The organism is Bradyrhizobium sp. USDA 4504 (assembly GCF_054063995.1).
This window is the reverse complement of sequence record NZ_JBSSGV010000001.1, coordinates 912,807-935,615: the sequence shown is the minus strand read 5'-3', so window position 1 is coordinate 935,615 and position 22,809 is coordinate 912,807. Positions and strand designations below refer to the sequence as shown.

Sequence of the window (22,809 nt, the reverse complement as noted above, 5' to 3'; positions counted from 1 at the left end):
CACGCGAACCGGTAGCCACTTCGCTTGAAGACGCTCTAGCTGTCCTTGCCTTTCGGAAACTTGTCTTGCAGGCTGGTCAGCCAGCGCGACACCACGTCGATCTCCGCGTCCGAGAACCCGTCCATCAGACGGTTGTTGATCGCCCTGGTCCGCGTCGCGGCGCGTTTGCCGAACTCCTGCCCCGCCGCGGTCAGATGGAGCCGCTGGCTGCGGCCGTCCTCGCCATCGCGGCGGCGCTTCACGAGGCCTGCACGTTCCATCCGGTCGGCGAGCCCGCTCATCGCCGACGGCACGATGTCGAGCGCCTGCGAGACGTCGCCGATCAGCGCGCCGTCATTGCGCCCGAGAAAGAACAGCACGCCGGCCTGGGCCGACGTCAGATCGTGCGTGGCCGTCTCCTGCTCGATGGCGCGTTGCAACCGGCGATAGGCCACGGTCAGAAGAAAGATCAGCCGGTGTTCCGCTTTCATGCCGTCCGTTATATATTTCGCACGCGAAATATCAAGATACTTCGTGCACGAAATATCTGGTGCTGCGGCGAAGTCCGCTGGCTGGTTTTGCGGCGTGCTCGAAACCATGGTGTTCCCTCAAAAGCCCGGCCTGCATATCGACTGGAATGAGCTCCCGCCAACGGGTTGATTGCGACATTTTGATCCTGTCGCTGGATCGTCGCACTGCGGCCCGGCAGAAAATCCTTGATCGACATCGATCAAACGGGAAATCTTCCCACCCGGGAGCCGCCCGGTTGCGTTGCGGTACCGGCGGGGTCACGAGAGTGTCATGACGGTAGCGGCAAGTCCGGCCAAGGAGCGTGTTGTCCGCCCAAAGCGGCCGCGCCATCTAAGCGAAGCCATGCGCTGTGAGACCGCGTTTCGCCTGATCCTGTCCGAATGCCTCGAGGAAGTCGCCACCAATCACGAGGCCATGAGTTCCGGCGATTCCGCCGCGCTGCACCAGACCCGTATCGCGCTGACGCGGCTGAAGGCGGCGATCGCTTTCTATGGGCCGATGGTGGCGGACACCGAATGGACGCGACTGAAATCCGAGTTGAGATGGCTGAGCGCCCATCTCGGCGCCACGCGCGACCTCGACGTCGCGATCGAGAACAGCAAGGGCCTGCCTGAAGAAGGCATGCTCCAGACGGCGCGAACCGACGCGTTCGAGGCGCTCAAGGAGGCGTTGCAAAGCGATCGATACTGGCGATGGTTCGACGGCATGTGGGACTGGGTCGGCAGCGGACCCTGGACCACGCGGCAGGACCCCCGCGCCGCGCAGCGGCGAGCCGTGCCGGTCGCGGTGTTTCACGCGCGGCGGCTGGCGCGGTGGCATGGCAAGCTGTGCCAGAAGAGCCGCGGGCTGCAAGGCATGGGCAAGAACAAGCGCCACCGCGTCCGTCTCGCCAGCAAGCGGCTGCGTTACGCGATCGAGTTCTCGCAGGGCGGCTTGCCCCCCGACGAATACGCGTCATGGCGGATCATCCTGAAGCATCTGCGCAAGGGACAGCAATTGCTCGGCGAATTGAACGATGACGAGGTCCGTCGCGGGCTGCTCGAGAGCGTCGATGCACCCGCGCAACGCGCCCACGAGCGCAAGGCCAGGCACCAGCGCGTGCACGAACGGAAGCGCAAGAGCCGGCTGCTGCGCCACGCCGCGGCGGTCTATCGAAAAATCTCCGACTGAACGCGCATCAGCGCAACTCCGTCGGCGTGCGGATACCGCTCGCGTTGAGGACCGCGCCTAGGAATGATGTATAAAACATCATTTATTGCTCTTGTGCCATCATTACTTGATGTGCATAAATGACATTCAAATAGACGCGACTCTCAAATCGACGGCCATCAATCGATGATCACCGCGGCGCAGCTACGAGCGGCCAGAGCCTTGCTCGGCATCGACCAACGGCAGCTCGCCGAACTGTCCGGACTTTCGGTGCCAACCATCCAGCGGATGGAGGCGAGCGAAGGAACCATTCGCGGCAACGTCGACTCGCTCGTGAAACTGATCGACGCGCTCGGCACAGCCGGCGTCGAGGTCATCAATGAGGGCGCCGTCAGCAACGGCGGCGGCCGCGGGGTGCGATTGAAGGCCGGATCAGGTTCACCGAAGGTGCGGACATGATCCCGGCGGTCACTCAGCAGATCTGGTGTGTAGCCGCCCTGCTGGGAACGACCGCTCTCGCGATTGCAACCAGCAGATCGCGCCAATCGACAGCCATCGTCTACGGCGCGACTTTCGCGATTTCGCTGATCGCGCTGGCCGGGGCCATGATTTCGCTCATCTCCCGTACCAGCGCGACGGAACTGGCTCTGCCGATCGGGTTGCCCTGGCTGGGATCGCATTTCCGCCTCGATGCGCTCGCCGCATTCTTTCTCGTCGTGGTCAATCTCGGCGGTGCGGCCGCAAGTCTTTATGGCCTCGGCTACGGCAGCCACGAATCCGCGCCGCAGCGCATCCTTCCCTTTTTCCCGGCGTTCCTGGCCGGCATGAATCTCGTCGTGCTCGCCGACGATGCGTTCACCTACCTCTTGTGTTGGGAATTCATGTCGCTCGCCTCGTGGGCGCTCGTCTTGGCGCATCACCGTGACGCGGATAATGCCCGCGCAGGCTACGTCTATCTCGTGATGGCAAGCTTCGGAACGCTGGCTCTGTTGCTTGCCTTCGGCCTGCTGGCGGGAGCGGGCGGCAGCTACAGCTTCGCGTCCATCCGCGCTGCTCAGCACACCCCGTCCGAAGCCGCACTGGTGCTCGCGCTGATGTTGCTCGGCGCCGGGTCGAAAGCCGGCCTGATCCCGTTGCACGTGTGGCTGCCGCTGGCTCATCCCGCCGCGCCGAGCCATGTCTCGGCGCTGATGAGCGGCGTGATGACGAAGGTCGCGATCTACGGATTCATCCGGGTCGTGTTCGATCTGCTCGGGCCGCCAAGCTGGTCGGCGGGTGTCGCGGTTCTCATCCTCGGCGGCGCCACGGCCGTCATGGGGATCCTCTACGCGCTGATGGAGAAGGATCTCAAGCGCCTGCTCGCCTACAGCACGATCGAGAACATCGGCGTCATCTTCGCAAGCCTCGGCCTTGCGCTGGCATTTCAGGCGAACGGCCTTGGCCTCGCGGCCGCCCTCGCCTTCACGGCCGCATTGTTCCACGTGCTGAACCATTCGTTCTTCAAGAGCCTGTTGTTCTTCGGGGCCGGCGCGGTGCTGACGTCGACCGGCGAACGCGACATGGAGAAGCTGGGCGGCCTGATCCACCGCATGCCGCTCACGAGCTTCGTCTTTCTGGTCGGCTGCGTCGCGATCTCGGCGCTGCCGCCGTTCAACGGGTTCGTGTCGGAGTGGCTGATGTTTCAGGCCGTCCTGCAGAGCCCCGACCTGCCGCAATGGCTGCTGAAGATCATGGTGCCCGCGATCGGCGCCTTGCTGGCGCTGGCCGCGGCGCTGGCCGCCGCATGCTTCGTCAAGGCCTTCGGCATCACGTTCCTCGGCCGCGCGCGGAGCCCGGCCGCGGAAGCCGCCGGCGAAGTCGATCGCTATTCGCTCGCCGCGATGTTCGGCCTTGCCGTGCTCTGCTTCCTCGCCGGCATTCTGCCCGGCCTAGTGATCGACGCGCTTTCGCCGGTTGCGCAGACCGTGATCGGCCACCGGATGCCGCTTCAGGCGGACGATCCCTGGCTCTCGATCGTTCCGATCGAGGAGAGCCGCAGTTCCTACAACGGATTGCTCGTCTTTGCTTTCATCACCGCCGCGGCGTCGCTCGCGGTGTACTTTATCCATCGCTTTGCGTCGCGCGCGATCCGGCGCGGACCGGCCTGGGGTTGCGGCTTCTCCGACCCGACACCGGCGGCGCAGTATTCCGGCGTGAGCTTTGTGCAACCGATCCGCCGCGTCTTCGGCACGCTGGTTTTCCAAGCCCGCGAGCATGTCGACATGCCCGCGCCGGGCGAACTGCGGCCGGCCCGCCTCAGGGTCGATATGCACGACCTGGTCTGGGAGCGGCTCTACACACCCGTGACTGAACTCGTGTGGTTCTTCGCCGATCGGCTGAACCAGCTCCAGTTCCTGACCATCCGCCGCTACCTCAGCCTGGTGTTCGCAACCCTCGTCACATTGCTGCTGGCGCTCGCGATATGGTCGTGATCTCGGACATCCTCGTTCAGCTCGGCCAGATGGCGCTTGTGCTGCTGCTCGCGCCGCTGCTGACGGGCGTCGTGCGCAAGATCAAGGCGCGGCTGTTGCGGCGAAAAGGACCGTCGATCTTCCAGCCCTACCGTGACCTGCTGCGGCTGCTGCGCAAGGAGGTCGTGCTCGCCGAAAACGCGTCCTGGCTGTTCCGTGTCACGCCCTATGTGACGTTCGCGGCCATCTGGGTCGCGGCGGCGCTGGTCCCGACATTCGCGACCGGCCTCCAATTCAACTGGAGCGCCGACCTGATCGCGATCGTCGCCCTGCTCGGCAGCGCGCGCTTCTTCCTCGCGCTTGCCGGCATGGACGTCGGCACCAGCTTCGGCGGCATCGGCTCCAGCCGCGAGGTGATGATTGCCGCGCTCGCCGAGCCGGCCATGCTGTTGATGGTGTTCTGCGTCGCGCTGATTGCCGGCTCGACGCAGCTGTCGACGGTCGCGACCTTCATGGCGTCGTCGGAAGTCGGACTGCGCGTCTCTCTCGGCATGGCGATGATCGCCCTCATCATGGTGGCGCTCGCCGAAAACGCGCGCATCCCGGTCGACAACCCGGCGACGCATCTGGAGCTGACCATGGTGCACGAGGCGATGATCCTCGAATATTCCGGGCGTCACCTCGCCATGATCGAGTTCGGCGCCTTCCTCAAGCTGCTGCTCTACATCTCCCTGATCATCTGCGTGTTCTTCCCGTGGCAGATCACCACCGAAGGCGCGGGGCCGCTGTCCTATCTCGTCAGCGTCGCCGTCTACATCCTCAAGCTTGCGGTCGCGAGCTTCCTCCTTGCCGTGCTCGAGACCGCGACGGCCAAAATGCGGGTGTTCCGCGTCCCCGAATTCCTCGGCGCGGCGCTGATGCTCGGCCTGCTCGGCACGCTGCTTCGGTTCGTGTCACGGGGCTTCTGATGCACAACCTCGCCTTCGACATCGCCCATCTGCTCGCCGGCGGGCTCGTGCTGATCAGCTTCATGATGCTGTACCAGGATCGCCTGTATGCGCTGCTGAACATCTTCGCACTTCATGCCGTGGTGCTCGCAGCTTCCGTCGCCTGGCAGGCCTTCATCCAGAATGCGCCGCATCTCTACGTCACCGCGGCGATCGCACTGGTCTTCAAGGCGATCGTCATCCCGGTGGCGTTGCATCGGATCATCAAGCAGCTCGGCATTCATCGCGATATCGAGACCGCGGTGAGCATCGGTCCGACCATGCTTGCCGGCATGGGGCTCGTCGCCCTGTCCATGGTGCTGATGCTGCGCGTGACCGGCGCGGCCGATCCGCTGGCGCGGGAAGACCTTGCCTTCGCACTGTCGGTGGTGCTGCTGGGATTGCTCGTCATGGTGACGCGGCGCAACGCCGTCAGCCAGGTCGTCGGCTTCATGTCGCTGGAAAACGGCCTGGTGCTGGCCGCGACCGGCGCCAAGGGCATGCCGCTCGTCGTAGAGATCAGCGTCGCCTTCTCGATCCTGATCGCATTCATCGTGATCGGCGTGTTCCTGTTCCGCATTCGCGAGCGGTTCGACACCGTCGACGTCGGTGCGCTCGATGAATTCAGGGGGGAGCGCCGATGACTGCCGCGTCGGACGCCGTCACCTGGGTCCTGTTGATACCGATCACCGCCGCGGCGGTGCTGGCCGCGCTGCCCGGCTACCGGCTGACCGCGGGCCTCAATGTCCTGGCCAGTCTCGGCACCTTGCTGGCCGCGCTTTCGCTGCTCGTGGTCGAGCGCCCGCAACCCGGCCAGTATCTGCTGATCGACGATCTCAACATCGTCTTCATCGTGCTCAACACCTTCGTGGGATTCACCACGAGCGTGTTCAGCGCAAGCTATATCGCCCATGAGCTCGAAACCGGACGGCTGACGCCGGGCTATCTGCGATTCTACCATGCCATGTATCAGGTGATGATGTTCGGCATGAACCTCGCATTCGTGTCGAACAATATCGGCCTGATCTGGGTCGCGGTCGAGGTCGCTACGCTCACCACCGTGCTGATGGTCGGCATCTACCGGACCCATGCGGCGCTGGAAGCGGCCTGGAAGTATTTTATCCTCGGCAGCGTCGGCATCGCGCTGGCGCTGTTCGGCACGATCCTGGTGTACATGGCCGCGCTGCCGGTGGTCGGCGAGGGTCAGGATGCCATGGTGTGGACGGTGCTGATCAGCCGTGCGGCGACGTTCGACCCGGCATTGCTCAACGTCGCCTTCATCTTCCTGCTGCTCGGATACGGCACCAAGGTCGGCCTGGCGCCGCTGCACGCCTGGCTTCCGGATGCGCATGCCGAGGGCCCGACCCCGATCTCCGCCGTGCTCTCCGGCCTGCTGCTCAACGTCGCGCTCTACGCGGTGCTCCGCTTCAAGATCCTGCTCGCCGCCAATCCGGATGCGATATCGCCCGGGCCGCTGATGGTGACGATGGGGCTGACTTCGCTGTTGTTCGCGGCCTTCATGCTTTACCGCCGCCGCGACATCAAGCGGTTGTTCGCCTACTCCTCGATCGAGCACATGGGCATCATCGTGTTTGCGTTCGGCATGGGTGGCCCGCTCGCCAACTTTGCCGGCCTGCTGCACATGGTGATGCACAGCCTCACCAAGTCGGGAATCTTCTACGCAGTCGGCCACATTGCGCAGGTGAAGGGCACGCAGCGGATCGCCAACATTCGCGGTCTGACCGAGTCGCATCCGGCACTCGGCTGGAGTCTCGTGATCGGCGTGGTCGCGATCGCCGGCCTGCCGCCGCTCGGTATCTTCATGAGCGAATTTCTCATCGTCAGCTCCACTTTCGCGCGCCAGCCGCTGCTCGCCATCCCGCTGGTGTTCGGCCTGCTGCTCGCCTTCGGCGCGCTGATCCTGCGCCTGACCAGCCTTGCGTTCGGCGAGCCGCGCGGCAATGCCGCGCCGGCGGATGCGTCCTATTTGCCGATGTTCGCGCATTTCGCACTGGTGCTGACTGCGGGCATCTACCTTCCGGGACCGCTGGTCGTCTGGTTCCAGCACGTCGCCAAGCTGCTCGGTTAGCGCGAGGGAGAACGGGATATGCCGAGGTTGATCGATCTGATCCGGGCGGGCCACAGGATCGAACGACATCATCCATGGCCGCGCGCCGTGGTCGACGGCGATACCTGGCGCGCCGCCGCTCACGCGCTTGCGGATGGCGGCCTGAGCCTGCTCGGGCTGTGGGGCGAGCCGTCGCGCGTGCACATGGCCGTCCTCGACGACCGCACGTCCGATATCGGCGTGATCAGCCTGGATTGTCCCGATCGCCAATTTCCTTCGGTTGCGGCCCATCATCCCCCGGCGCTTCGATTGGAGCGCACCCTGCACGACCTCTTCGGATTGCAGGCGACAGACACACCGGATTCCCGTCCCTGGCTTGATCACGGCCGTTGGCAAACGCGCTTCCCGCTCGGCGAACATCGCGATGCATCGGCGAACGCAGCGCCTTATCAATTCCTTCCGGCCGAGGGGGACAGCCTGCATCAGATCGCAGTCGGTCCGGTGCATGCGGGCATCATCGAGCCCGGGCATTTCCGCTTTACCGCGAGCGGAGAGACGGTCGTCCGCCTCGAGCAGCGGCTCGGCTACACCCACAAGGGCGTCGAAGGGCTGATGACGGGCAGCACGATCGAGCAGGCCGCGCGGCTCGCCGGCCGGGTCTCCGGCGACAGCACGGTCGCCTATGGGCTGGCGTTCGCGCAAGCCGTCGAGGCCGCGCAGCGGATTGCCGTGCCGCTGCGCGCGCTGTTGCTGCGCGCACTGATGGCCGAGCTCGAGCGGCTGGCCAATCATCTCGGCGATATCGGCGCGATCTGCAACGATGCGTCATTTGCGCTGATGCAGGCGCATTGCGCCGTGCTGCGCGAATCCGTGCTGCGCGCGGCCGACGCTGCATTCGGCCACCGCCTGATGCGCGACCTTGTCGTGCCCGGCGGCGTCGCGCGCGATATCGCCGGCGATGGAGCCGACACGATCCGGGCCGCGCTCGACCAGATCCGCCGACATTTCCCTGCGCTGGTCGAGCTCTATGACAATACCGCCTCGTTGCAGGACCGCACCGTCAGCACCGGCATCGTTGCTCCAACGCTCGCCCGGCAATTCGCCGCCGGAGGCTATGTCGGGCGCGCGAGCGGCCGCGATCATGACGCCCGACGCAAGCCCGGCTATCTCCCCTATGATGGCCTCCGCTTCGAAGTCCCCGTCCTGAGCGACGGCGACGTCAACGCCCGGGTCTGGATCCGGATCCGCGAGGTTGAGCAGAGTCTCGCGCTGGCGTACCAGATCCTGATCGGCCTCGAGGCCGGCCCGGTGCAAGTGCCACTGCACAATACGGCGAAGCCTTGCGAAGGCATGGCGCTCGTCGAAGGTTTCCGCGGCGACATCCTGGCCTGGCTGCGCCTGAACGGCGATCGGATCGAGCGATGCCATCTGCGCGATCCGTCGTGGTTTCAGTGGCCGCTGCTCGAGGCGGCCATCGAAGGCAACATCGTGGCGGACTTCCCACTCTGCAATAAGTCGTTCAACTGCTCCTATTCCGGGCAGGATCTCTGAGGGCTTGAGGCGATGCGCAAACTTCTGTTCCAGAGCCTGTTTCGCCAGCCATTGACGGAGCAGGCGCCGCGCCCGGACGACGCTGCGCTTGCGGAGCTCGCGGCCATGGTCGGCCGCACCGCACGACGACGCCTCGGCCGCAGCCTCTCGATCCGCGAGGTTGATGCAGGCTCCTGCAACGGATGCGAGCTGGAAATACACGCGTTAAGCAATGCGTATTACGACGTAGAACGATTTGGAATCCGGTTCGTCGCCTCGCCCCGTCACGCCGACGTGCTGCTGGTCACGGGTCCGGTCACCAAGAATATGCGCGAGGCGCTGGAGCGCACATACCGTGCGACGCCAGATCCCAAATGGGTTGTCGCCGCGGGCGATTGCGCCAGGGATGGCGGATGCTTCGCCGGCAGCTATGCCGTGGTTGGCGGAGTCTCCGCGGTTGTTCCGGTCGATCTTCATATTCCGGGTTGCCCGCCTTCGCCGATCGCCATCCTGCGGGGCCTCGTGACCTTGCTCGAGGCGGTCGACGCCGGGGTCGCGGCAAGGTGAAGGCACGGAAAGAAACGAGCACCTCCGCCCGCACCGTGGGCGAGGCGCGCTAGTGTCCCGAATCCGAAGTTCGCATCATTTGCCGCACCTTCGGAGCGAACTTCGGATTCGATAAGGACACTAGCAAACTTATGATTCTAGTGTGCTTTATGAATGCGAAGTTCGTGAAAGTGGCTGCCGCGAAATCGCACGAACTTCGCATTCAGCACACTAGCCGCTGTCGCGCAGCACCAGCTCGAAGCCGAGATCGACGCGGCGCTCGCCGCCGCGCTCCAGCGTCAGCGTCGCCGCGGTACGGCCGATCGCGTCGCCATGCACGCTGATCGTGCTCAGGGTCGGCGAGATCAGCTGGCCCATTTCGAGATCGCCAAGCCCGATCACGGCGACCGGCTGCGCCGATGCAGGCCCGTCGCGCAGCAGCCCGGCCTTGCGCAGCCCGGACATGAAGCCGATCGCATGCGCATCGTTGGCGGCGAACACCGCGTCGACACCAGGCAGGCGTGCATGCGCCGCCACGCTGCCGGAATCCTTGCGGTCCAGGATCAACCGGCGCGGCTCGGCAAGGCCGCCGGCCAGTGCCTCGTCCCTGAAGCCGAACCAGCGGCGCGTGCCGCGCGGATCGTCGCCGCCGATGAAGGCGAGCTGCTTGCGGCCCTGCGCGACCAGATGCTTCGCGACGGCGACACCGGCCTTGTAATTGTCGAAGCCCGCGACCGCGTCGATCGGGTTTGCCGGCAGATCCCAGGTCTCGACGATCGGGATGCGCGCATTGCGCAGCAGGCGGCTGCCCTCCTCGGTCGCCGGCGAGCCGACCATGATGATCGCCTCGGGCCGCCGCGACAGCAGCGCCGCCAGCATGCGGTCCTCGCGCGCCGCGTCATAGCGCGACTGCGCCAGGATCACGGAAAAGCCGAGCGGCTCGAGCTTGTCGGACAGGCCCTGCACCGTGTCGGCGAAGATCGAGTTGGCGATGGTCGGTACCAGCACGCCGACCGAATTGGTCCGCGCGCTCGCCAGCGCGCCCGCCACCAGGTTCGGGACATAGCCGAGATCGCGCATCGCCCGCTCGACCCGCGCCCGGGTCTCCGGCGCGACCAGGTCGGGCATCCGCACCACCCGGCTCACCGTGATCGAGGAAACGCCGGCGCGCTTGGCCACCTCTGAAAGGGTGGGCGCGGCACCGGCCGGGCCGGTCCCGGGGGCGGTCAGTTCGGAGCTCATGGGCCGAAGCCTGCACGATTCCGGGTTGCCAAGCCATGATATTAGCGCTAGCATCACCTAATGTTAGCGCTAACATGGAACAAAAAGGGAGAAGCGGCATGATTTCGGACGAACAGGCCCAGGCTTACAAGCGCGACGGGGTGATCGTGGTCCCCGAGGTGCTCAACCAGGAAACCCTGGCGAAGGTGCGCACCGTACTCGCGCAGCTCGTGGCCGGCGCCGCCAGCGTGAGCGAGCACACCGACGTCTACGACCTCGAGCCGGGCCATTCGCCTGACAATCCGCGCGTCCGCCGCATCAAGGCGCCGCACAAGGTGCACCCGATCTTCGACGAGATCGTGCGCAGCCCCGCCGTGATCTCGATCCTCACCAAGCTGATCGGCCCCGGCCTTCGCCTGCACGGCTCCAAGCTCAACATGAAGTCGGCGCAATACGGCTCGCCGGTTGAGTGGCATCAGGACTGGGCATTCTATCCGCACACCAATGACGACATCCTCGCGATCGGCGTGCTGCTCGACGATTGCGATATCGAGAACGGTCCGATGCTGGTGACGCCGAGGTCGCACACCGGCGCCACGATGTGGGATCATCACGGCGAGGACGGCCACTTCGCAGGCCTGATCGATCCGGACCAGATTCAGGACGACATCAAGCGCGCGGTGCCCTGCATGGGCAAGGCCGGCAGCATGTCGTTCCATCACGTGCGCGCGCTGCACGGCTCGGCAACCAACACGTCGAACCGGCCGCGCAACCTGCTGCTCTATGAAGTGGCCGCGAGCGACGCCTGGCCGCTGATGGGCGTCAAGGACTTCGACGAATTCAACAGCCGCCTGCTGGCGGGGCCGCCGGTGGTCGCGCCGCGGCTCACCGACGTACCGGTGCGGATGCCACTGCCGCCGGCCAAGCGACAGGGATCGATCTACGAGACCCAGTCGGCGTCGAAGAAATCCTACTTCACGCGCGCCGCCTAAGACCGACCACAATGCCCGCGGCCAGGCCGCGGGCATTGCTGCTTTCACGAGCACGATCCGCCGCGACAAACGCGGAGATCGTGCCCGATCAAAACGACCATAAAAACCAAAACAACGGGGAAACGAATGACCGAGATGGCAAGAGATGGCGCTCGCACATCGCGCCTGCGTGTGATCCTGGCCGCAAGCATCGGCTCCGCGCTCGAATGGTACGACTTCTTCCTGTACGGCACCGCCGCCGCGCTGGTGTTCGGCGAATTGTTCTTTCCGAAGAGCGATCCGGTGGTCGGCACGCTGTTGTCGTTCCTGACCTTCGGCGTCGGCTTCGTGGTGCGGCCGTTCGGCGGCCTTTTGTTCGGCATCCTCGGCGATCGCTATGGCCGCAAGCCGGTGCTGGTCTCCACGCTCCTGATGATCGGCATCGGCACCACCGCGATCGGCTTCCTGCCGACTTATGGGCAGATCGGGATCTGGGCGCCGATCCTCCTGGTCGCGATGCGCGTCATCCAGGGCCTTGGCGCCGGCGCCGAATATGGCGGCGCGGTGATCTATCTGGTCGAGAACGCACCGCCGAAGCATCGCGGCTTCTGGGGCGGCTTCGCGCCGCTCGGCGTCTCCGTCGGCAACCTGCTTGCGGCCGGCGCCTTCGCGCTGGTGACCATGCTGCCGCGCGAGGATTTGATGAGCTGGGGCTGGCGCCTGCCCTTCCTGGCGAGCTTCCTCCTGATCGTGGTCGGCATCTTCGTCCGCATGCGCATCACCGAGACGCCGGTCTACACCGAGGCGGTGGTCGCGCGCGGCAAGGTCGAGAGCAATCCGGCGATGGAAGCGTTGCGCCGACACCCGCGCAACTTCTTCGTCGTGCTCGGCGCCCGCATGGCCGAGAACGGGCTCGGCTATTTCTTCCCGGTGTTTGGGCTGAGCTACGTGATCACCACGCTCGGCGTGCCGAAAGCCGAGGCGCTCAGCGCGCTGATGCTGGCATTCACGGTCGAACTGTTTGCGATCCTCGGCTTCGCGGCATTGTCGGACCGGATCGGACGGCGGCCGGTCTACATGTTCGGCGCGCTGGCCGGCGTGGCGCTCGCCTTCCCGTTCTTCTGGATGGTCGGCACCAAGGAGTGGATCATGATCGCGCTCGCCTTCATCCTGGCGCGCGCCGTGGTGACGGCGGCGATGTTCGGGCCGCAGGCGGCGTATTTCGCCGAGCTGTTCCCGCCGCAACGCCGCTTCGCGGGCTTTGCCTTCGCCCGCGAGCTCGGCTCGCTGCTGTCGGGTGGTCCGGCGCCGTTCGTCGCAACCGCACTGGTGGCGGCCTATGGCACCTGGTGGCCGGTCGCCTGCTACGCGATGTTCCTGTCCGCCTGCACCGTCGTTGCGATCTGGATCGGGCCCGAGACCTACCAGGAGAATATCGCCGCCGACGAAGGCGAACAGGCCGAGCTGCCCACGGCGATCCCGGCGCGGGCCTGACCGGTGGCGCAGCAACTGCGCGTCCTGCAGTCGCTCTGGGCGATGGAGCGACGGCTGGCCGATGAGGGCGAATGGCCGCTGCAAACCCAGCTCGCGATGATCCGCGATGCCGGGTTTGACGGCGCCGGCGTGCGCTTCATCGATCCTGTCTTTGCGCGCGAGGCGACGAGCTTCCTTCGCGCGCATGGCATGATCTGGCAGGCGCAATGCTACCCGAAGAGCGTCGGCGACCTGAAACCGGTGCTCGAGCTGGTCGCCCGGCTCGGCGCCGATCACGTCAATCTGCAGCCGGACGTTCGGCCGCGCCGGCTCGCGGATTGCATTCCCCTGCTCGAAGGCTGGCGGTGGCTTGCTGCCGAGGCCGGCATCGCCGTGCATGTCGAGACCCATCGCGACCGCATGACGACCGACCTGTTCTTCATGCTCGACCTGCTCGACTGCTTTCCCGATCTGCGGCTCACCGCCGATCTCTCGCATTATCTGGTCGGCCGCGAATTCGCCTGGCCGGTCGATGACGTCAACCACGCGATGATCCATCGCATCCTCGACAATGCCTGGGGCATCCACGGCCGCATCGCGAGCCGCGAGCAGGTGCAGGTCTCGCTCGGCTTTCCGCAGCACCAGGGCTGGGTGTCGCTGTTTATGGGCTGGTGGGACTACGGTATCCGCTCCTGGCGGAAACGTGCCGGTCCCGACGCGACCCTGACCTTCCTGTGCGAGCTCGGTCCCCCGCCCTATGCCATCACCGGGCCCGACGGCAGGGAACTGTCCGACCGCTGGCAGGATGCGCTGGTCATGAAGGACATGATCCGCGCGCTGTGGGATCGTATCGCGAACGAGCCGCAAGGCGCGCTCCCGCATTGATTCAAGCAAGCCACGGCGGCATCCTGAACGCCACAATCCGGAACGCCGCGAGGACTTGTGCGCGACCGCTGGGCTTATCCGCTTCGATGCCTCGCCGCCGTCTCGGCCATGGCAGCCTTCGCGCATACGAAAGCGGCCGCGGCAGAGCTCGCCCTGAATGTCGCGACCCTGCCGCGCGTCGCGACCATCGACCCGCGTTTTCAGTCCTACAACATCGAGATGGTCGAGGTGACCGGCGGACGGTTCTGGAAGCCCTATGCCACCGCCGCCACGCGTCGGCGTGCAGAGACGGAGCGGTTCGCAGCTCGCACTCCGATCGACCTGCACGATGGCAGGCTTCGCAAGCTCGCGGCAGCCCTCTCACCCGTCTATCTGCGCGTCAGCGGCACCTGGGCCAACAGCACGTTCTTTGCGGATTCCGAGACGCCACCGGCTGCACCGCCGGCCGGCTTCAACGGCGTGCTGACGCGACGGCAGTGGCGGGACGTGATCGAGTTCTCGCGTGCCGTCGACGCTCCGATCGTCACGTCCTTTGCGATCAGCGCGGGCGCGCGTGACGCCGAGGGGCAGTGGAGCCCCGAGCAGGCCCGGCAACTTCTCGCTTTCACGCGATCGGCCGGCGGGCGTATCGCCGCAGCCGAGTTCATGAATGAGCCCGATCTGCCGACCATCGGCAGCGCCCCTAACCGCTACGATGCCGCGGCCTACGGCCGGGATTTTGCAGCGTTCCGCGCCTTCATGAAGGACACAGCGCCCGACGTGACGATCCTCGGCCCCGGCACGATCGGCACCGGCGCTGAGGCCCAAGCGCTTTTCGCCCTATCGGCAGCCGGCGTCGACGCGGTCTCCTATCATCACTATGGCGCGCTGTCGGCGCGATGCGGCGGTGATCGCAGGGCAAGGCATGCATTGTCGGACGAATGGCTGGCGCGAACCGGCGAGACCCTCGCCCTCTACGAGACGCTGCGCGACCAGCTTGCGCCGGGCAAGCCGATCTGGCTGACCGAGACGGCCGAGACCGCATGCGGCGGCAATCGCCTGGCCGCAACCTTCGCCGACACGTTCCGTTACCTCGATCAACTCGGACGGCTGGCCAAGGCCGGCGTCCAGGTGGTGATGCACAACACGCTTGCGGCGAGCGACTACGGGCTGCTGGACGAGCGAACTCATCTGCCGCGGCCGAACTATTGGGCTGCGCTGCTGTGGCGGCGGTTGATGGGCACCATTGTGCTCGATGCCGGTATCGCGGAGCGTCACGGCTTCCATGTCTATGCGCATTGCGCGCGCGACATGCCTGATGGAATAGCCCTGCTCGTCATCAACAATGACCGGCGGATGCGGCACAAGCTCACGCTCTCAGCCGCCTCGCAACGTTACACGCTCGCGAGCGAAAAGCCTGCCGACGGCAACGTTCAGCTCAATGGCGCGACGCTCTTGCTCGGGACCTCTGACCGTATCCCCGCCCTCAACAGCGACGCGGCTGTCGCCGGAACGATCGTCTTCGCACCCAGAACGATCACGTTCCTGATCGTCGCCGACGCCGGCAACGCCAATTGCCGGTAGCGGCCCGACGTCGCCTTACGCCGCGTCGCGGCTGGCGTCGGAGGATTCCGGCGGGCGCGCCACCAGATGGCCGAGCATGATGGCAGTCATCAGCCGCTCCATCTCGAGCCGCGCGGTGACATGCGACATGGTCGGCCGGCTACCGAGTGCGAGCTGGCTGACGTCGTCGATCGCCGTCAGTCCGCGCGGATAGAATTCGCGGAAGATCACGCGTTCGGCCAGGCCATCGACCAGGCGGAAATTCAGCGTCTTGGCCAATTCGCTCAAGGCTTCGCCGACCAAGCGCTTGTTGCGTGACCCAAGCGTGGAGAGGCGGTTGCGCAGCACCACCCACTCGAATGCCGGCTGATCGTGTGTGCTGCGCTGGCGCCGCGCCTCCTCCACCATCTTCGAATAGTGGCTGATGCCGGTCACCTTGAACTCGTTCGGATCGACGGTGCCGAGCACGTCGAAATCGAGGAAGCTGTCGTTGAGCGGCGTGATCAACGTGTTCGCCAGCGAATGCGTGAACGTCGTCAGATAGGTGTCATGGCCGGGGCAGTCGATGACGACGAAATCGTGCGACCGGCCGAGCCGCTCGACGATCTCGGCAAGCGCGCTGCGCCCGAGCGTCTCGACCTCGCCGCTCCTGCCGCTCACCGTCTCGAAGCACATATGCGCGGGAACGCCGAGATCCAGCGAGGTTTCCCGCGCCCAGTCCCGCCGGTTCTCGACGTAGTGCGTCAGCGACTTCTGCTTGTTATCGAGATCGATGGTAGCGACGCGCTGACCCGCCTTGATCAGCGTGATGGCGATATGCATGGCAATTGTCGACTTGCCCGAGCCGCCCTTGTTATTTCCGACAACTATTACTCGTGCGTTTGTCATGGGAATCCATACCGGACGCTTGAGTGAAAGCAGGACGAAACAGAATTTAATGAATGGATCGAATCTCCCTGATTCGATGAATCTCGACAAGAGTCGCTGCTACATTGTCGTGATCGAAATCAAGAAGCTGCGACATCATTGTCACAGCTTCTTCGAGCACGTATCGTGAACGCAACTAGCGCCCCTGAAACACCGCGGCGCGGCGCTCAACGAACGACTTGATACCCTCGGCCGCATCTGATGTGTTGAGCACACGTTCGCGGATCTGCGGAATGATCGCGATTGCCGCCTGCTCGCCGGCTTCGATGAACTTGCGGCCCGCCTCCTTGGTCACCTGGATTCCAAGCGGCGCATTGCGCGCGATGATCTCCGCGAGCGCCATCGCGCGCTCGACCTGCTGGCCCGCCGGCACGACTTCCTGCACGAGACCGATCCGATGCGCCTCGGCGGCGGTGAACTCGTCGCACAGCAACAGGTGATACATCGCATCGCCCCACCCGGCGCGGCTGATATAGCGGAAATGCGCGCCCGCCAGCGGCGCGATGCCGCGCTTGGCTTCCATCTGGCAGAAGCGGCTGTCGTCCGCGGCGATCACGATATCGCCGGCCAGCATCATCTCGATGCCGACGGTGAACACGATACCCTGCACCGCCGTGACGATCGGCTTCCGGCAGCGCTTCGACAATCCGAACGGGTCGACGTTGCCCTCCGGCAGCGGCTTGCGCGTCGCCGTCGGACCGAAGAATTTCGGCATGTCGAGACCCGCGGTGAAACTGCCGCCGGCGGCGCAGAGCACCCCGACCCAGAGGCCGTCGTCATTGTCGAGCAGCGTCAGCGCGTCGGAAAGCTCAGCCATCATCTCCGGACTGAAGGCGTTCTTCTTCGCGGGATTGTCGATGATGATCTTGAGGATGTGGTCGTGCCGCTCGTGGCGGACCCGCCCTTCGCTCGCGCTGCCGGACATCAGTTCCTCCCTGCTTTGTGACTGGATAATTTCTGGATGATGGTTGTCATGCAGATGCATGATGGTCATAATCCAGAAAGAGAGTCAAACAGGGGCGAGGCGAGATGGGCCATTCCCAGGCCGACAAGGCCAGGAGCCGTGAGCGTATTCTGAACGAGGCTGCGACGCAGATCCGCGACAAGGGCCTCGACGCGCTCAGCATCGGCGGCCTGATGCAGCAGGTGAAGCTGACCCATGGCGGTTTCTATGGGCACTTCGCCTCGCGTTCCGACCTGATCGCCGCGGCTCTGGAACTGGCGCTGCATGCAGGCGAAGCGTCGGCTCACGCGGCGCGCGATCCCGACAAGCCGGGCAATATCAGTACACTGGTGCGGAGCTATCTCAGCCGCGCCCATCGCGACTCGCCCAAGTCGGGCTGCGCGATCGGCGCGCTGATCTCGGATGTCGGTCGCGCCGATGCGCAGTGCCGCGCGGTGATGGAGCCGCACATCGAATCCTTCATCGCTAAGGTCGCCGAGACGTTCGGCGACGATGACGACGGCAACGCAATCCTCGCGGTGAGTGCGATGGTCGGGGCGCTGGCGATCTCGCGCGTCCTCACCGACCAGAAGCGGTCCGATGCCGTCCTGCGCACCGTGCGCGACAGCATCATCGCGATGGCGTCCGACGAATGATTTCGCCCGCGCCGCGGGCACCTTGATGGAGCAAGCCATGAACGACCGATCCGCCCTCGAGCCGACCGCCGTACAAGGAAGCGTGCTGATTGCCGGCGTCGGCGCGTCGAACGGCCTCGGCGCCGCGATTGCGCGTCGCTTTGCCGCCGGCGGCTATCCCGTCGCGATCGCCGGCCGCAACGCCGACAAGCTCGCCGCGACCGCGGCCGAGCTGGCCGCAAGCGGCGCAACGGTCGCGCATGTGGTCGGCGACGCCTCCACGGCGGCCGACGTCGCGCGCTTCGTCGCGGCGGCCGAGCGGCTCGCACCGCTCGCGATGGCTGTGCACAATGCAGGCTCCAACCGGCCGGCACCGTTTCTGAAGGTCAGCGAGCAACGCTTCGAGGAGCACTGGCGCGAACACGCGCTCGGCGGTTTCCAGCTGGCACAGGCCGCGATCCCTGCTTTGCTTGCGCGCGGCGGCGGCACGCTGGTCTTTACGGGCGCCAGCGGTTCGCTGCGCGGCAAGGCCAACTACTCACCGTTCGCCGCCGCCAAGGCCGCGCTGCGCGCGCTGGCGCAGAGCGTGGCGCGGGAATTCGGGCCGCAGGGCATCCATGTCGGCCATGTCGTGGTCGATGGCGGGATCGAGGGCGACCGCCTGCTGAGCATGCGTCCGCAATTGAAGGACGAGCGCGGGCCGGACGGCATGCTCAACATCGCGGCCATCGCCGACGCCTATTGGGTGCTGCATCACCAGCATCGCAGCGCCTGGACGCTGGAGCTCGACCTGCGGCCGTGGGCGGAGCAGTTCTGAACGCGCTGCGCCGCCCTCCCGCCCGTGAATATAGGTTGCGATCGGCCGGAATCTTGTCAGCTTATGCGGCAAGGTCCGTCGAGATCGCACCCTGTCCCGGGAGAAGGCCATGTCGCAGCCCACGCCGATCCTGCACCATTTCGATCAATCGCCGTTCTCCGAGAAGATTCGCATCATCTTCGGATTCAAGAAGCTCGCCTGGAGCTCGGTGCGGATCTCGCGGATCATGCCGCGGCCGGACCTGATGCCGATGACCGGCGGCTATCGCCGCACGCCGACGATGCAGATCGGCGCCGACATCTATTGTGACACCCAGATCATCATCCGCGAGCTGGAGCGGCGCTACCCGACGCCGACGCTGTTTCCGGCAGGCAATGCCGGCGTGCCCTGGGCGCTCGGCATGTGGGCCGACCGGCCGTTCTTCCAGAACACGGTCAACCTCGTGTTCGGCTTCGTCGGCGACAGGGTCCCGCGGGATTTCATCGAGGATCGCGAGAAGTTGCGCGGCGGCAAGTTCGACGTCGCCGCCATGACCGCGGCGCTGCCGCAGATGCGCGACCAGTTCCGCGCCAATATCGACTGGATCGAGGCGCAACTCGGCGACGGCCGGCCGTGGCTGTTCGGCGAGTTCAGCCTCGCGGACGTCAGCGCCTACATGAACGTGTGGTACGCGCGGCAGAGCCTCGCCACGATGGACGAGATCATGAATTCCTTTCCGCGCGTTGTGGCATGGGAGGAGCGCATCCGCGCCATCGGCCACGGCACGCGCACCGAGATGTCGTCGGCCGACGCGCTCGAGATCGCGGCGAAGGCGCGGCCGGAGTCGCCCGTGTTCGGCGACCCCAGCGACCCGAACGGTCGCAAGCCCGGCGACGTCGTTGCCGTGATGCCGGATGACTACGGCAAGATCCCGGTGCGTGGCGAGATCATCTCGCTGTCGGCGCAACACATCGCGATCCGCCGGTCGGATGAACGCGTCGGCGAGGTGGTGGTGCATTTCCCGCGCGCCGGCTTCCTGGTGGTCCCGGGCTGATTGGCGCAGGCTGCTCCGAAGCGGGCCTGGAAACGCTGCGTTTCGCGGCGTGACCTTGCCGGCCCCCTGAACCGGCAATAGTTCCCATCTATCTCCAACCCAAGGCTCCACAGCGCAGGCTTGCGGATCGATCCGCAGCAACCCGACCTTTCGGCCTGCGTGCGATGGGTGGCCCGTGGCGGATGCTCCGCCACGCCGACAACCGGACTGACCATGACGACCTCCGTCGAATTCGGGCTTGATACGTTTGGCGACGTCACCAACGACGCCGCCGGCACGCCGCTGCCTCATGCCCAGGTGATCCGCAACGTCGTCGACGAAGCGGTGCTGGCCGATCAGCTCGGGATCGATTTCATCGGGCTCGGCGAGCACCACCGCGCCGATTTTGCGATCTCCACGCCCGAGACCGTGCTGGCGGCAATCGCGGCACGCACCCAAAACATCCGCCTCGGCTCGGCGGTGACCGTGCTGAGCTCGGACGATCCGATCCGCGTCTTCCAGCGCTTCGCCACGGTCGACGCGGTCTCGAACGGCCGCGCTGAGGTGATCCTCGGCCGCGGCTCCTTCACCGAGTCGTTCCCGCTGTTCGGCTTCGACCTCAGGCAATACAACGAGCTGTTCGAGGAGAAGCTCGATCTGTTCACCGAATTGCTCAAGCAGGAGCCGGTGACCTGGCAGGGCAAGCTGCGGCCACCGCTCAAGAACCAGTCGGTCTATCCGCCGGTCGAGCACGGCCGGCTGAAGGCCTGGATCGGCGTCGGCGGCAGTCCCGAATCGGTGGTGCGCGCGGCGCATTACGACCTGCCGCTGATGCTTGCCATCATCGGCGGCGATCCCAAGCGCTTTGCACCTTATGTCGACCTGCACCAGCGGGCCTACCAGCAGTTCGGCCGCGAACCGAAGCCGATCGGCGTGCACTCGCCGGGATATGTCGCCGAGACGGACGCGCAGGCACGCGAGGAGCTGTGGCCGGACTACAAGGTCATGCGCGACCGTATCGGCAAGGAGCGCGGCTGGCCGCCGATGGGCCGCGACGAGTTCGTGGCCGAGGCCGAGCACGGCTCGCTCTATGTCGGCGCGCCGGAAACCGTTGCTCGCAAGATCGCGGCGACCGTCAAGGCGCTCGGCGCGGCGCGCTTCCAGCTGAAATACTCGGCGGGCCCGCTGCCGCACGACAAGCTGATGAAGAGCATCGAGCTCTATGGCCGCGAGGTGGCGCCGATGGTGCGCGAGATGCTGGCCGCGTGACGCGCCAGAACCGGCATGACAAAGCAAAACCCCCGGCGTTTTCGCGCCGGGGGCTCTGTTAGATCGCAATCAGATCAATCGGTATTACCAGTTGCGCTGAGCGCGGAGCAGCAACATGTAGGTGTTCTGGTCCTTCAGCTCGTAGATTGCGCCGGGCTTGCCGATCGTCGGGCTGCCGGGGAAGGCGACCGTACCGGCGAAGCTCTGGTCCAGACGGGTGTAGGTGAAGTCGGCCGAGAAGGTCAGGTTCTTCACCGGGGTCCACTGAGTCTGCGTGCCGAGCTGCGCGATGCTGTAGTCGGGGTTGCAGGACGTCAGAGCCGAACCAGCACCGAAGAAGTTGCTGAGCGAGCCACCCACGCCGTTGCCGGCCGGACCGCAGATGTAGCCCTTGGCCGTGCTGTTGTAGTTAACCTGGGCCCAGGCACCGTAGATGCTGGTGTTCCAGTTCGGATTCCAGTTGTGCACGTAGGCACCGCGGAAGCCGTAGGTCGTGATCAGCTGCTGCTGACCGCCGGTCACGAAGATCGAGTCCGGCGCGATGCCGAAGCCGATGCTCTGATAGGCGCCCGGAACGTTGGTTCCGCCGAAGATGGTGTTGCCACCAGCCGAACCGGCGAGGTCCTGGATGTTGTAGCGGGTTGCACCGTTGGTGTAGACACCCTGCAAGTTGATGGTGTCGCCAGGTCCGGTCGGGATGTTCTTGATCGACAAGGCCAACGCACCAGCCCAGCCCCACTTGTCGTCCGGATGACCGGTCAACTCGGTGCCGCCGTAGTAGGCCGCGTGGTTGTTATGCGCGGCGAACGATGCCTGGAACAGACCCCAGGCCTGATCGACGCGCAGCATCGCGACGAGATCCGGAGCGATCGTGCCGGCGTAGTCGCTGATACCGAACACGTTGGTGTTGCCGGGAACGCCGAAGGTGACCGGCGCGCCGAGGTTGACCACGCCAGCCTGATAGTAAGCCGTCTGGTCCTGAGCCGACAAAGACAGCGACACGCCGTTGCCGAACTGCGCGGTGTAGGTGAACTGGTTCACACCAGTGATCGTGCCGCCGCCGCCGACGAGACCGTCGTAGCTGTTGCCCGGGTAGTTGGCCCACGGAGCCGAGAACTGCGAGACCGCCTTACCGATGGTGAAGCCGGCGAACTGAATGAATGCGTAGTAGACACCGACCGTACCAGCGGCGACGTTACCAGAGCCGGCATTGTTCGGAGCCGCAGACGTACCGATCGGCGAGTAAACGGTCGAGCCGTTGCCCAGACCGGCATAGTTGTCTGTCGTCCAGGAGAACGTCGCATCGAAGAAGGTGCGGACCACGCCGTATTCGGTCGCGGTGCGCGTATCGATGTTCAGATCTTCACGCGAACGCCAGGTGTAGCCGTTGGTGAAGCGGTTGTTCGCACCACCAGCACCCGAGGTGTTGCCGGTGTGGTCCGAGTTGGTGTTCGCCAGAACGTCGACGCGCAGGTAGCCGCCCAGCTTGATACAAGTGTCGGTGCCCGGGATGTAGTAGAAACCGGGACCATACAGGGAGCAAACCTTCACGTACTCGACCGCTTTGGCCTTGACGGGAAGATCGGCCGCCTGAGCTCCGCCGACCGCGACGAGAGCCGCCGCCGAGCCGAGGATAAGGCTCTTAACCATCTTCATGTTAAACCTCCAAGTTGCTCTATCTCAGGGAAGGTTCCGGATCCGCCGGGTAAAACACCCTCAGGTTGGTTCCCTTGTCCCTTAAATCCCCGCTTAGTCGCTTCGCGTCTTCGGACACACCCGCATGAACGCGAGGGACTTAAGCGAACCACCTAGAACGGGACGACCTCGGGATGCCCCCCTCCGTCGTAGTTCCATATGAGACAGAAGGCCCCCGAT

Annotated in this window: 22 protein-coding genes; 17 read left to right on the top strand and 5 right to left on the bottom strand. The window is 65.3% G+C overall.

Annotated features, from left to right (window positions below; translation table 11 throughout):
• Positions 1 to 35: 35 nt before the first annotated feature.
• Positions 36 to 470, bottom strand: coding sequence for a MarR family winged helix-turn-helix transcriptional regulator (locus tag ACVMB1_RS04025; RefSeq protein ID WP_057015246.1), 435 nt, complete (start codon positions 468 to 470; stop codon positions 36 to 38).
• Between the two features lie 310 nt (positions 471 to 780).
• On the opposite strand from ACVMB1_RS04025, the gene ACVMB1_RS04020 reads away from it, so the two are divergent.
• The 8 genes from ACVMB1_RS04020 to ACVMB1_RS03985 all read left to right on the top strand — a co-directional run bounded on the left by ACVMB1_RS04020 (position 781) and on the right by ACVMB1_RS03985 (position 9,260).
• Positions 781 to 1,680, top strand: coding sequence for a CHAD domain-containing protein (locus tag ACVMB1_RS04020; protein WP_244558653.1), 900 nt, complete (start codon positions 781 to 783; stop codon positions 1,678 to 1,680).
• Positions 1,681 to 1,845: 165 nt separating this feature from the next.
• The gene (locus ACVMB1_RS04015) at positions 1,846 to 2,118 is read left to right on the top strand and encodes a helix-turn-helix domain-containing protein (protein WP_076824420.1); all 273 of its coding nucleotides are present in this window, start codon (positions 1,846 to 1,848) and stop codon (positions 2,116 to 2,118) included.
• A complete protein-coding gene (gene hyfB, locus ACVMB1_RS04010; protein WP_456814098.1) occupies positions 2,115 to 4,130 on the top strand; it encodes a hydrogenase 4 subunit B in 2,016 nt (671 codons plus the stop codon). The genes ACVMB1_RS04015 and hyfB overlap by 4 nt, the downstream gene beginning before the upstream one ends.
• The gene (locus ACVMB1_RS04005; protein WP_076824416.1) at positions 4,121 to 5,077 is read left to right on the top strand and encodes a respiratory chain complex I subunit 1 family protein; all 957 of its coding nucleotides are present in this window, start codon (positions 4,121 to 4,123) and stop codon (positions 5,075 to 5,077) included. Before hyfB ends, ACVMB1_RS04005 begins: the two co-directional genes overlap by 10 nt.
• On the top strand, positions 5,077 to 5,739 hold the full coding sequence (locus ACVMB1_RS04000; protein ID WP_016843065.1) for a hydrogenase-4 component E: 663 nt from the start codon (positions 5,077 to 5,079) through the stop codon (positions 5,737 to 5,739). Before ACVMB1_RS04005 ends, ACVMB1_RS04000 begins: the two co-directional genes overlap by 1 nt.
• Complete coding sequence (locus tag ACVMB1_RS03995; RefSeq protein ID WP_076824414.1) at positions 5,736 to 7,184, top strand: hydrogenase 4 subunit F; 1,449 nt, start codon at positions 5,736 to 5,738, stop codon at positions 7,182 to 7,184. The genes ACVMB1_RS04000 and ACVMB1_RS03995 overlap by 4 nt, the downstream gene beginning before the upstream one ends.
• Positions 7,185 to 7,202: 18 nt before the next feature.
• Complete coding sequence (locus tag ACVMB1_RS03990; RefSeq protein WP_141340940.1) at positions 7,203 to 8,714, top strand: hydrogenase large subunit; 1,512 nt, start codon at positions 7,203 to 7,205, stop codon at positions 8,712 to 8,714.
• Between the two features lie 12 nt (positions 8,715 to 8,726).
• Positions 8,727 to 9,260: an NADH-quinone oxidoreductase subunit B family protein gene (locus ACVMB1_RS03985; protein WP_057015240.1), complete on the top strand. Its 534-nt coding sequence runs from the start codon at positions 8,727 to 8,729 to the stop codon at positions 9,258 to 9,260.
• 210 nt (positions 9,261 to 9,470) lie between these two features.
• On the opposite strand, the gene ACVMB1_RS03980 is transcribed toward ACVMB1_RS03985, so the two are convergent.
• Complete coding sequence (locus ACVMB1_RS03980; RefSeq protein ID WP_076824410.1) at positions 9,471 to 10,481, bottom strand: LacI family DNA-binding transcriptional regulator; 1,011 nt, start codon at positions 10,479 to 10,481, stop codon at positions 9,471 to 9,473.
• A gap of 98 nt (positions 10,482 to 10,579) precedes the next feature.
• Here ACVMB1_RS03980 and ACVMB1_RS03975 point away from each other — a divergent pair, with 98 nt between their 5' ends.
• From ACVMB1_RS03975 to ACVMB1_RS03960, 4 genes are all read left to right on the top strand, one after another.
• Entirely contained in the window at positions 10,580 to 11,452 is an 873-nt protein-coding gene (locus ACVMB1_RS03975) for a phytanoyl-CoA dioxygenase family protein (RefSeq protein ID WP_057015238.1), read from the top strand.
• A 126-nt stretch (positions 11,453 to 11,578) separates the two neighbouring features.
• Positions 11,579 to 12,925, top strand: coding sequence for an MFS transporter (locus ACVMB1_RS03970; protein WP_076824407.1), 1,347 nt, complete (start codon positions 11,579 to 11,581; stop codon positions 12,923 to 12,925).
• A 3-nt stretch (positions 12,926 to 12,928) separates the two neighbouring features.
• Positions 12,929 to 13,789 (top strand): sugar phosphate isomerase/epimerase family protein, encoded by an 861-nt coding sequence (locus ACVMB1_RS03965; RefSeq protein WP_076824405.1) that lies wholly within the window; start codon positions 12,929 to 12,931, stop codon positions 13,787 to 13,789.
• 57 nt (positions 13,790 to 13,846) lie between these two features.
• Positions 13,847 to 15,352: a glycosyl hydrolase family 79 N-terminal domain-containing protein gene (locus ACVMB1_RS03960; protein WP_244558652.1), complete on the top strand. Its 1,506-nt coding sequence runs from the start codon at positions 13,847 to 13,849 to the stop codon at positions 15,350 to 15,352.
• A 15-nt stretch (positions 15,353 to 15,367) separates the two neighbouring features.
• On the opposite strand, the gene ACVMB1_RS03955 is transcribed toward ACVMB1_RS03960, so the two are convergent.
• A complete protein-coding gene (locus ACVMB1_RS03955; protein ID WP_244558651.1) occupies positions 15,368 to 16,153 on the bottom strand; it encodes a division plane positioning ATPase MipZ in 786 nt (261 codons plus the stop codon).
• On the opposite strand from ACVMB1_RS03955, the gene ACVMB1_RS03950 reads away from it, so the two are divergent.
• Positions 16,152 to 16,388 carry a hypothetical protein gene (locus ACVMB1_RS03950; RefSeq protein WP_168857948.1) on the top strand — a complete coding sequence of 79 codons (237 nt, stop codon included), beginning with the start codon at positions 16,152 to 16,154 and terminating at the stop codon, positions 16,386 to 16,388. The genes ACVMB1_RS03955 and ACVMB1_RS03950 overlap by 2 nt on opposite strands.
• A 6-nt stretch (positions 16,389 to 16,394) precedes the next feature.
• On the opposite strand, the gene ACVMB1_RS03945 is transcribed toward ACVMB1_RS03950, so the two are convergent.
• Positions 16,395 to 17,183 (bottom strand): crotonase/enoyl-CoA hydratase family protein, encoded by a 789-nt coding sequence (locus ACVMB1_RS03945; protein WP_076824401.1) that lies wholly within the window; start codon positions 17,181 to 17,183, stop codon positions 16,395 to 16,397.
• A 104-nt stretch (positions 17,184 to 17,287) separates the two neighbouring features.
• Between ACVMB1_RS03945 and ACVMB1_RS03940 the strand changes: the two genes are divergently transcribed.
• The 4 genes from ACVMB1_RS03940 (at position 17,288) to ACVMB1_RS03925 (ending at position 20,934) form a co-directional block, all read left to right on the top strand.
• Positions 17,288 to 17,857, top strand: coding sequence for a TetR/AcrR family transcriptional regulator (locus ACVMB1_RS03940; RefSeq protein ID WP_076824399.1), 570 nt, complete (start codon positions 17,288 to 17,290; stop codon positions 17,855 to 17,857).
• Between the two features lie 37 nt (positions 17,858 to 17,894).
• Complete coding sequence (locus ACVMB1_RS03935) at positions 17,895 to 18,653, top strand: SDR family NAD(P)-dependent oxidoreductase (protein WP_076824473.1); 759 nt, start codon at positions 17,895 to 17,897, stop codon at positions 18,651 to 18,653.
• 109 nt (positions 18,654 to 18,762) lie between these two features.
• Positions 18,763 to 19,686, top strand: coding sequence for a glutathione S-transferase family protein (locus ACVMB1_RS03930; protein ID WP_076824397.1), 924 nt, complete (start codon positions 18,763 to 18,765; stop codon positions 19,684 to 19,686).
• A gap of 213 nt (positions 19,687 to 19,899) precedes the next feature.
• The gene (locus ACVMB1_RS03925; protein ID WP_141343047.1) at positions 19,900 to 20,934 is read left to right on the top strand and encodes an LLM class flavin-dependent oxidoreductase; all 1,035 of its coding nucleotides are present in this window, start codon (positions 19,900 to 19,902) and stop codon (positions 20,932 to 20,934) included.
• Between the two features lie 84 nt (positions 20,935 to 21,018).
• Here the strand turns inward: ACVMB1_RS03925 and ACVMB1_RS03920 are convergent, their stop codons facing one another.
• Positions 21,019 to 22,590: a porin gene (locus ACVMB1_RS03920; protein ID WP_057015232.1), complete on the bottom strand. Its 1,572-nt coding sequence runs from the start codon at positions 22,588 to 22,590 to the stop codon at positions 21,019 to 21,021.
• Positions 22,591 to 22,809 lie beyond the last annotated feature (219 nt).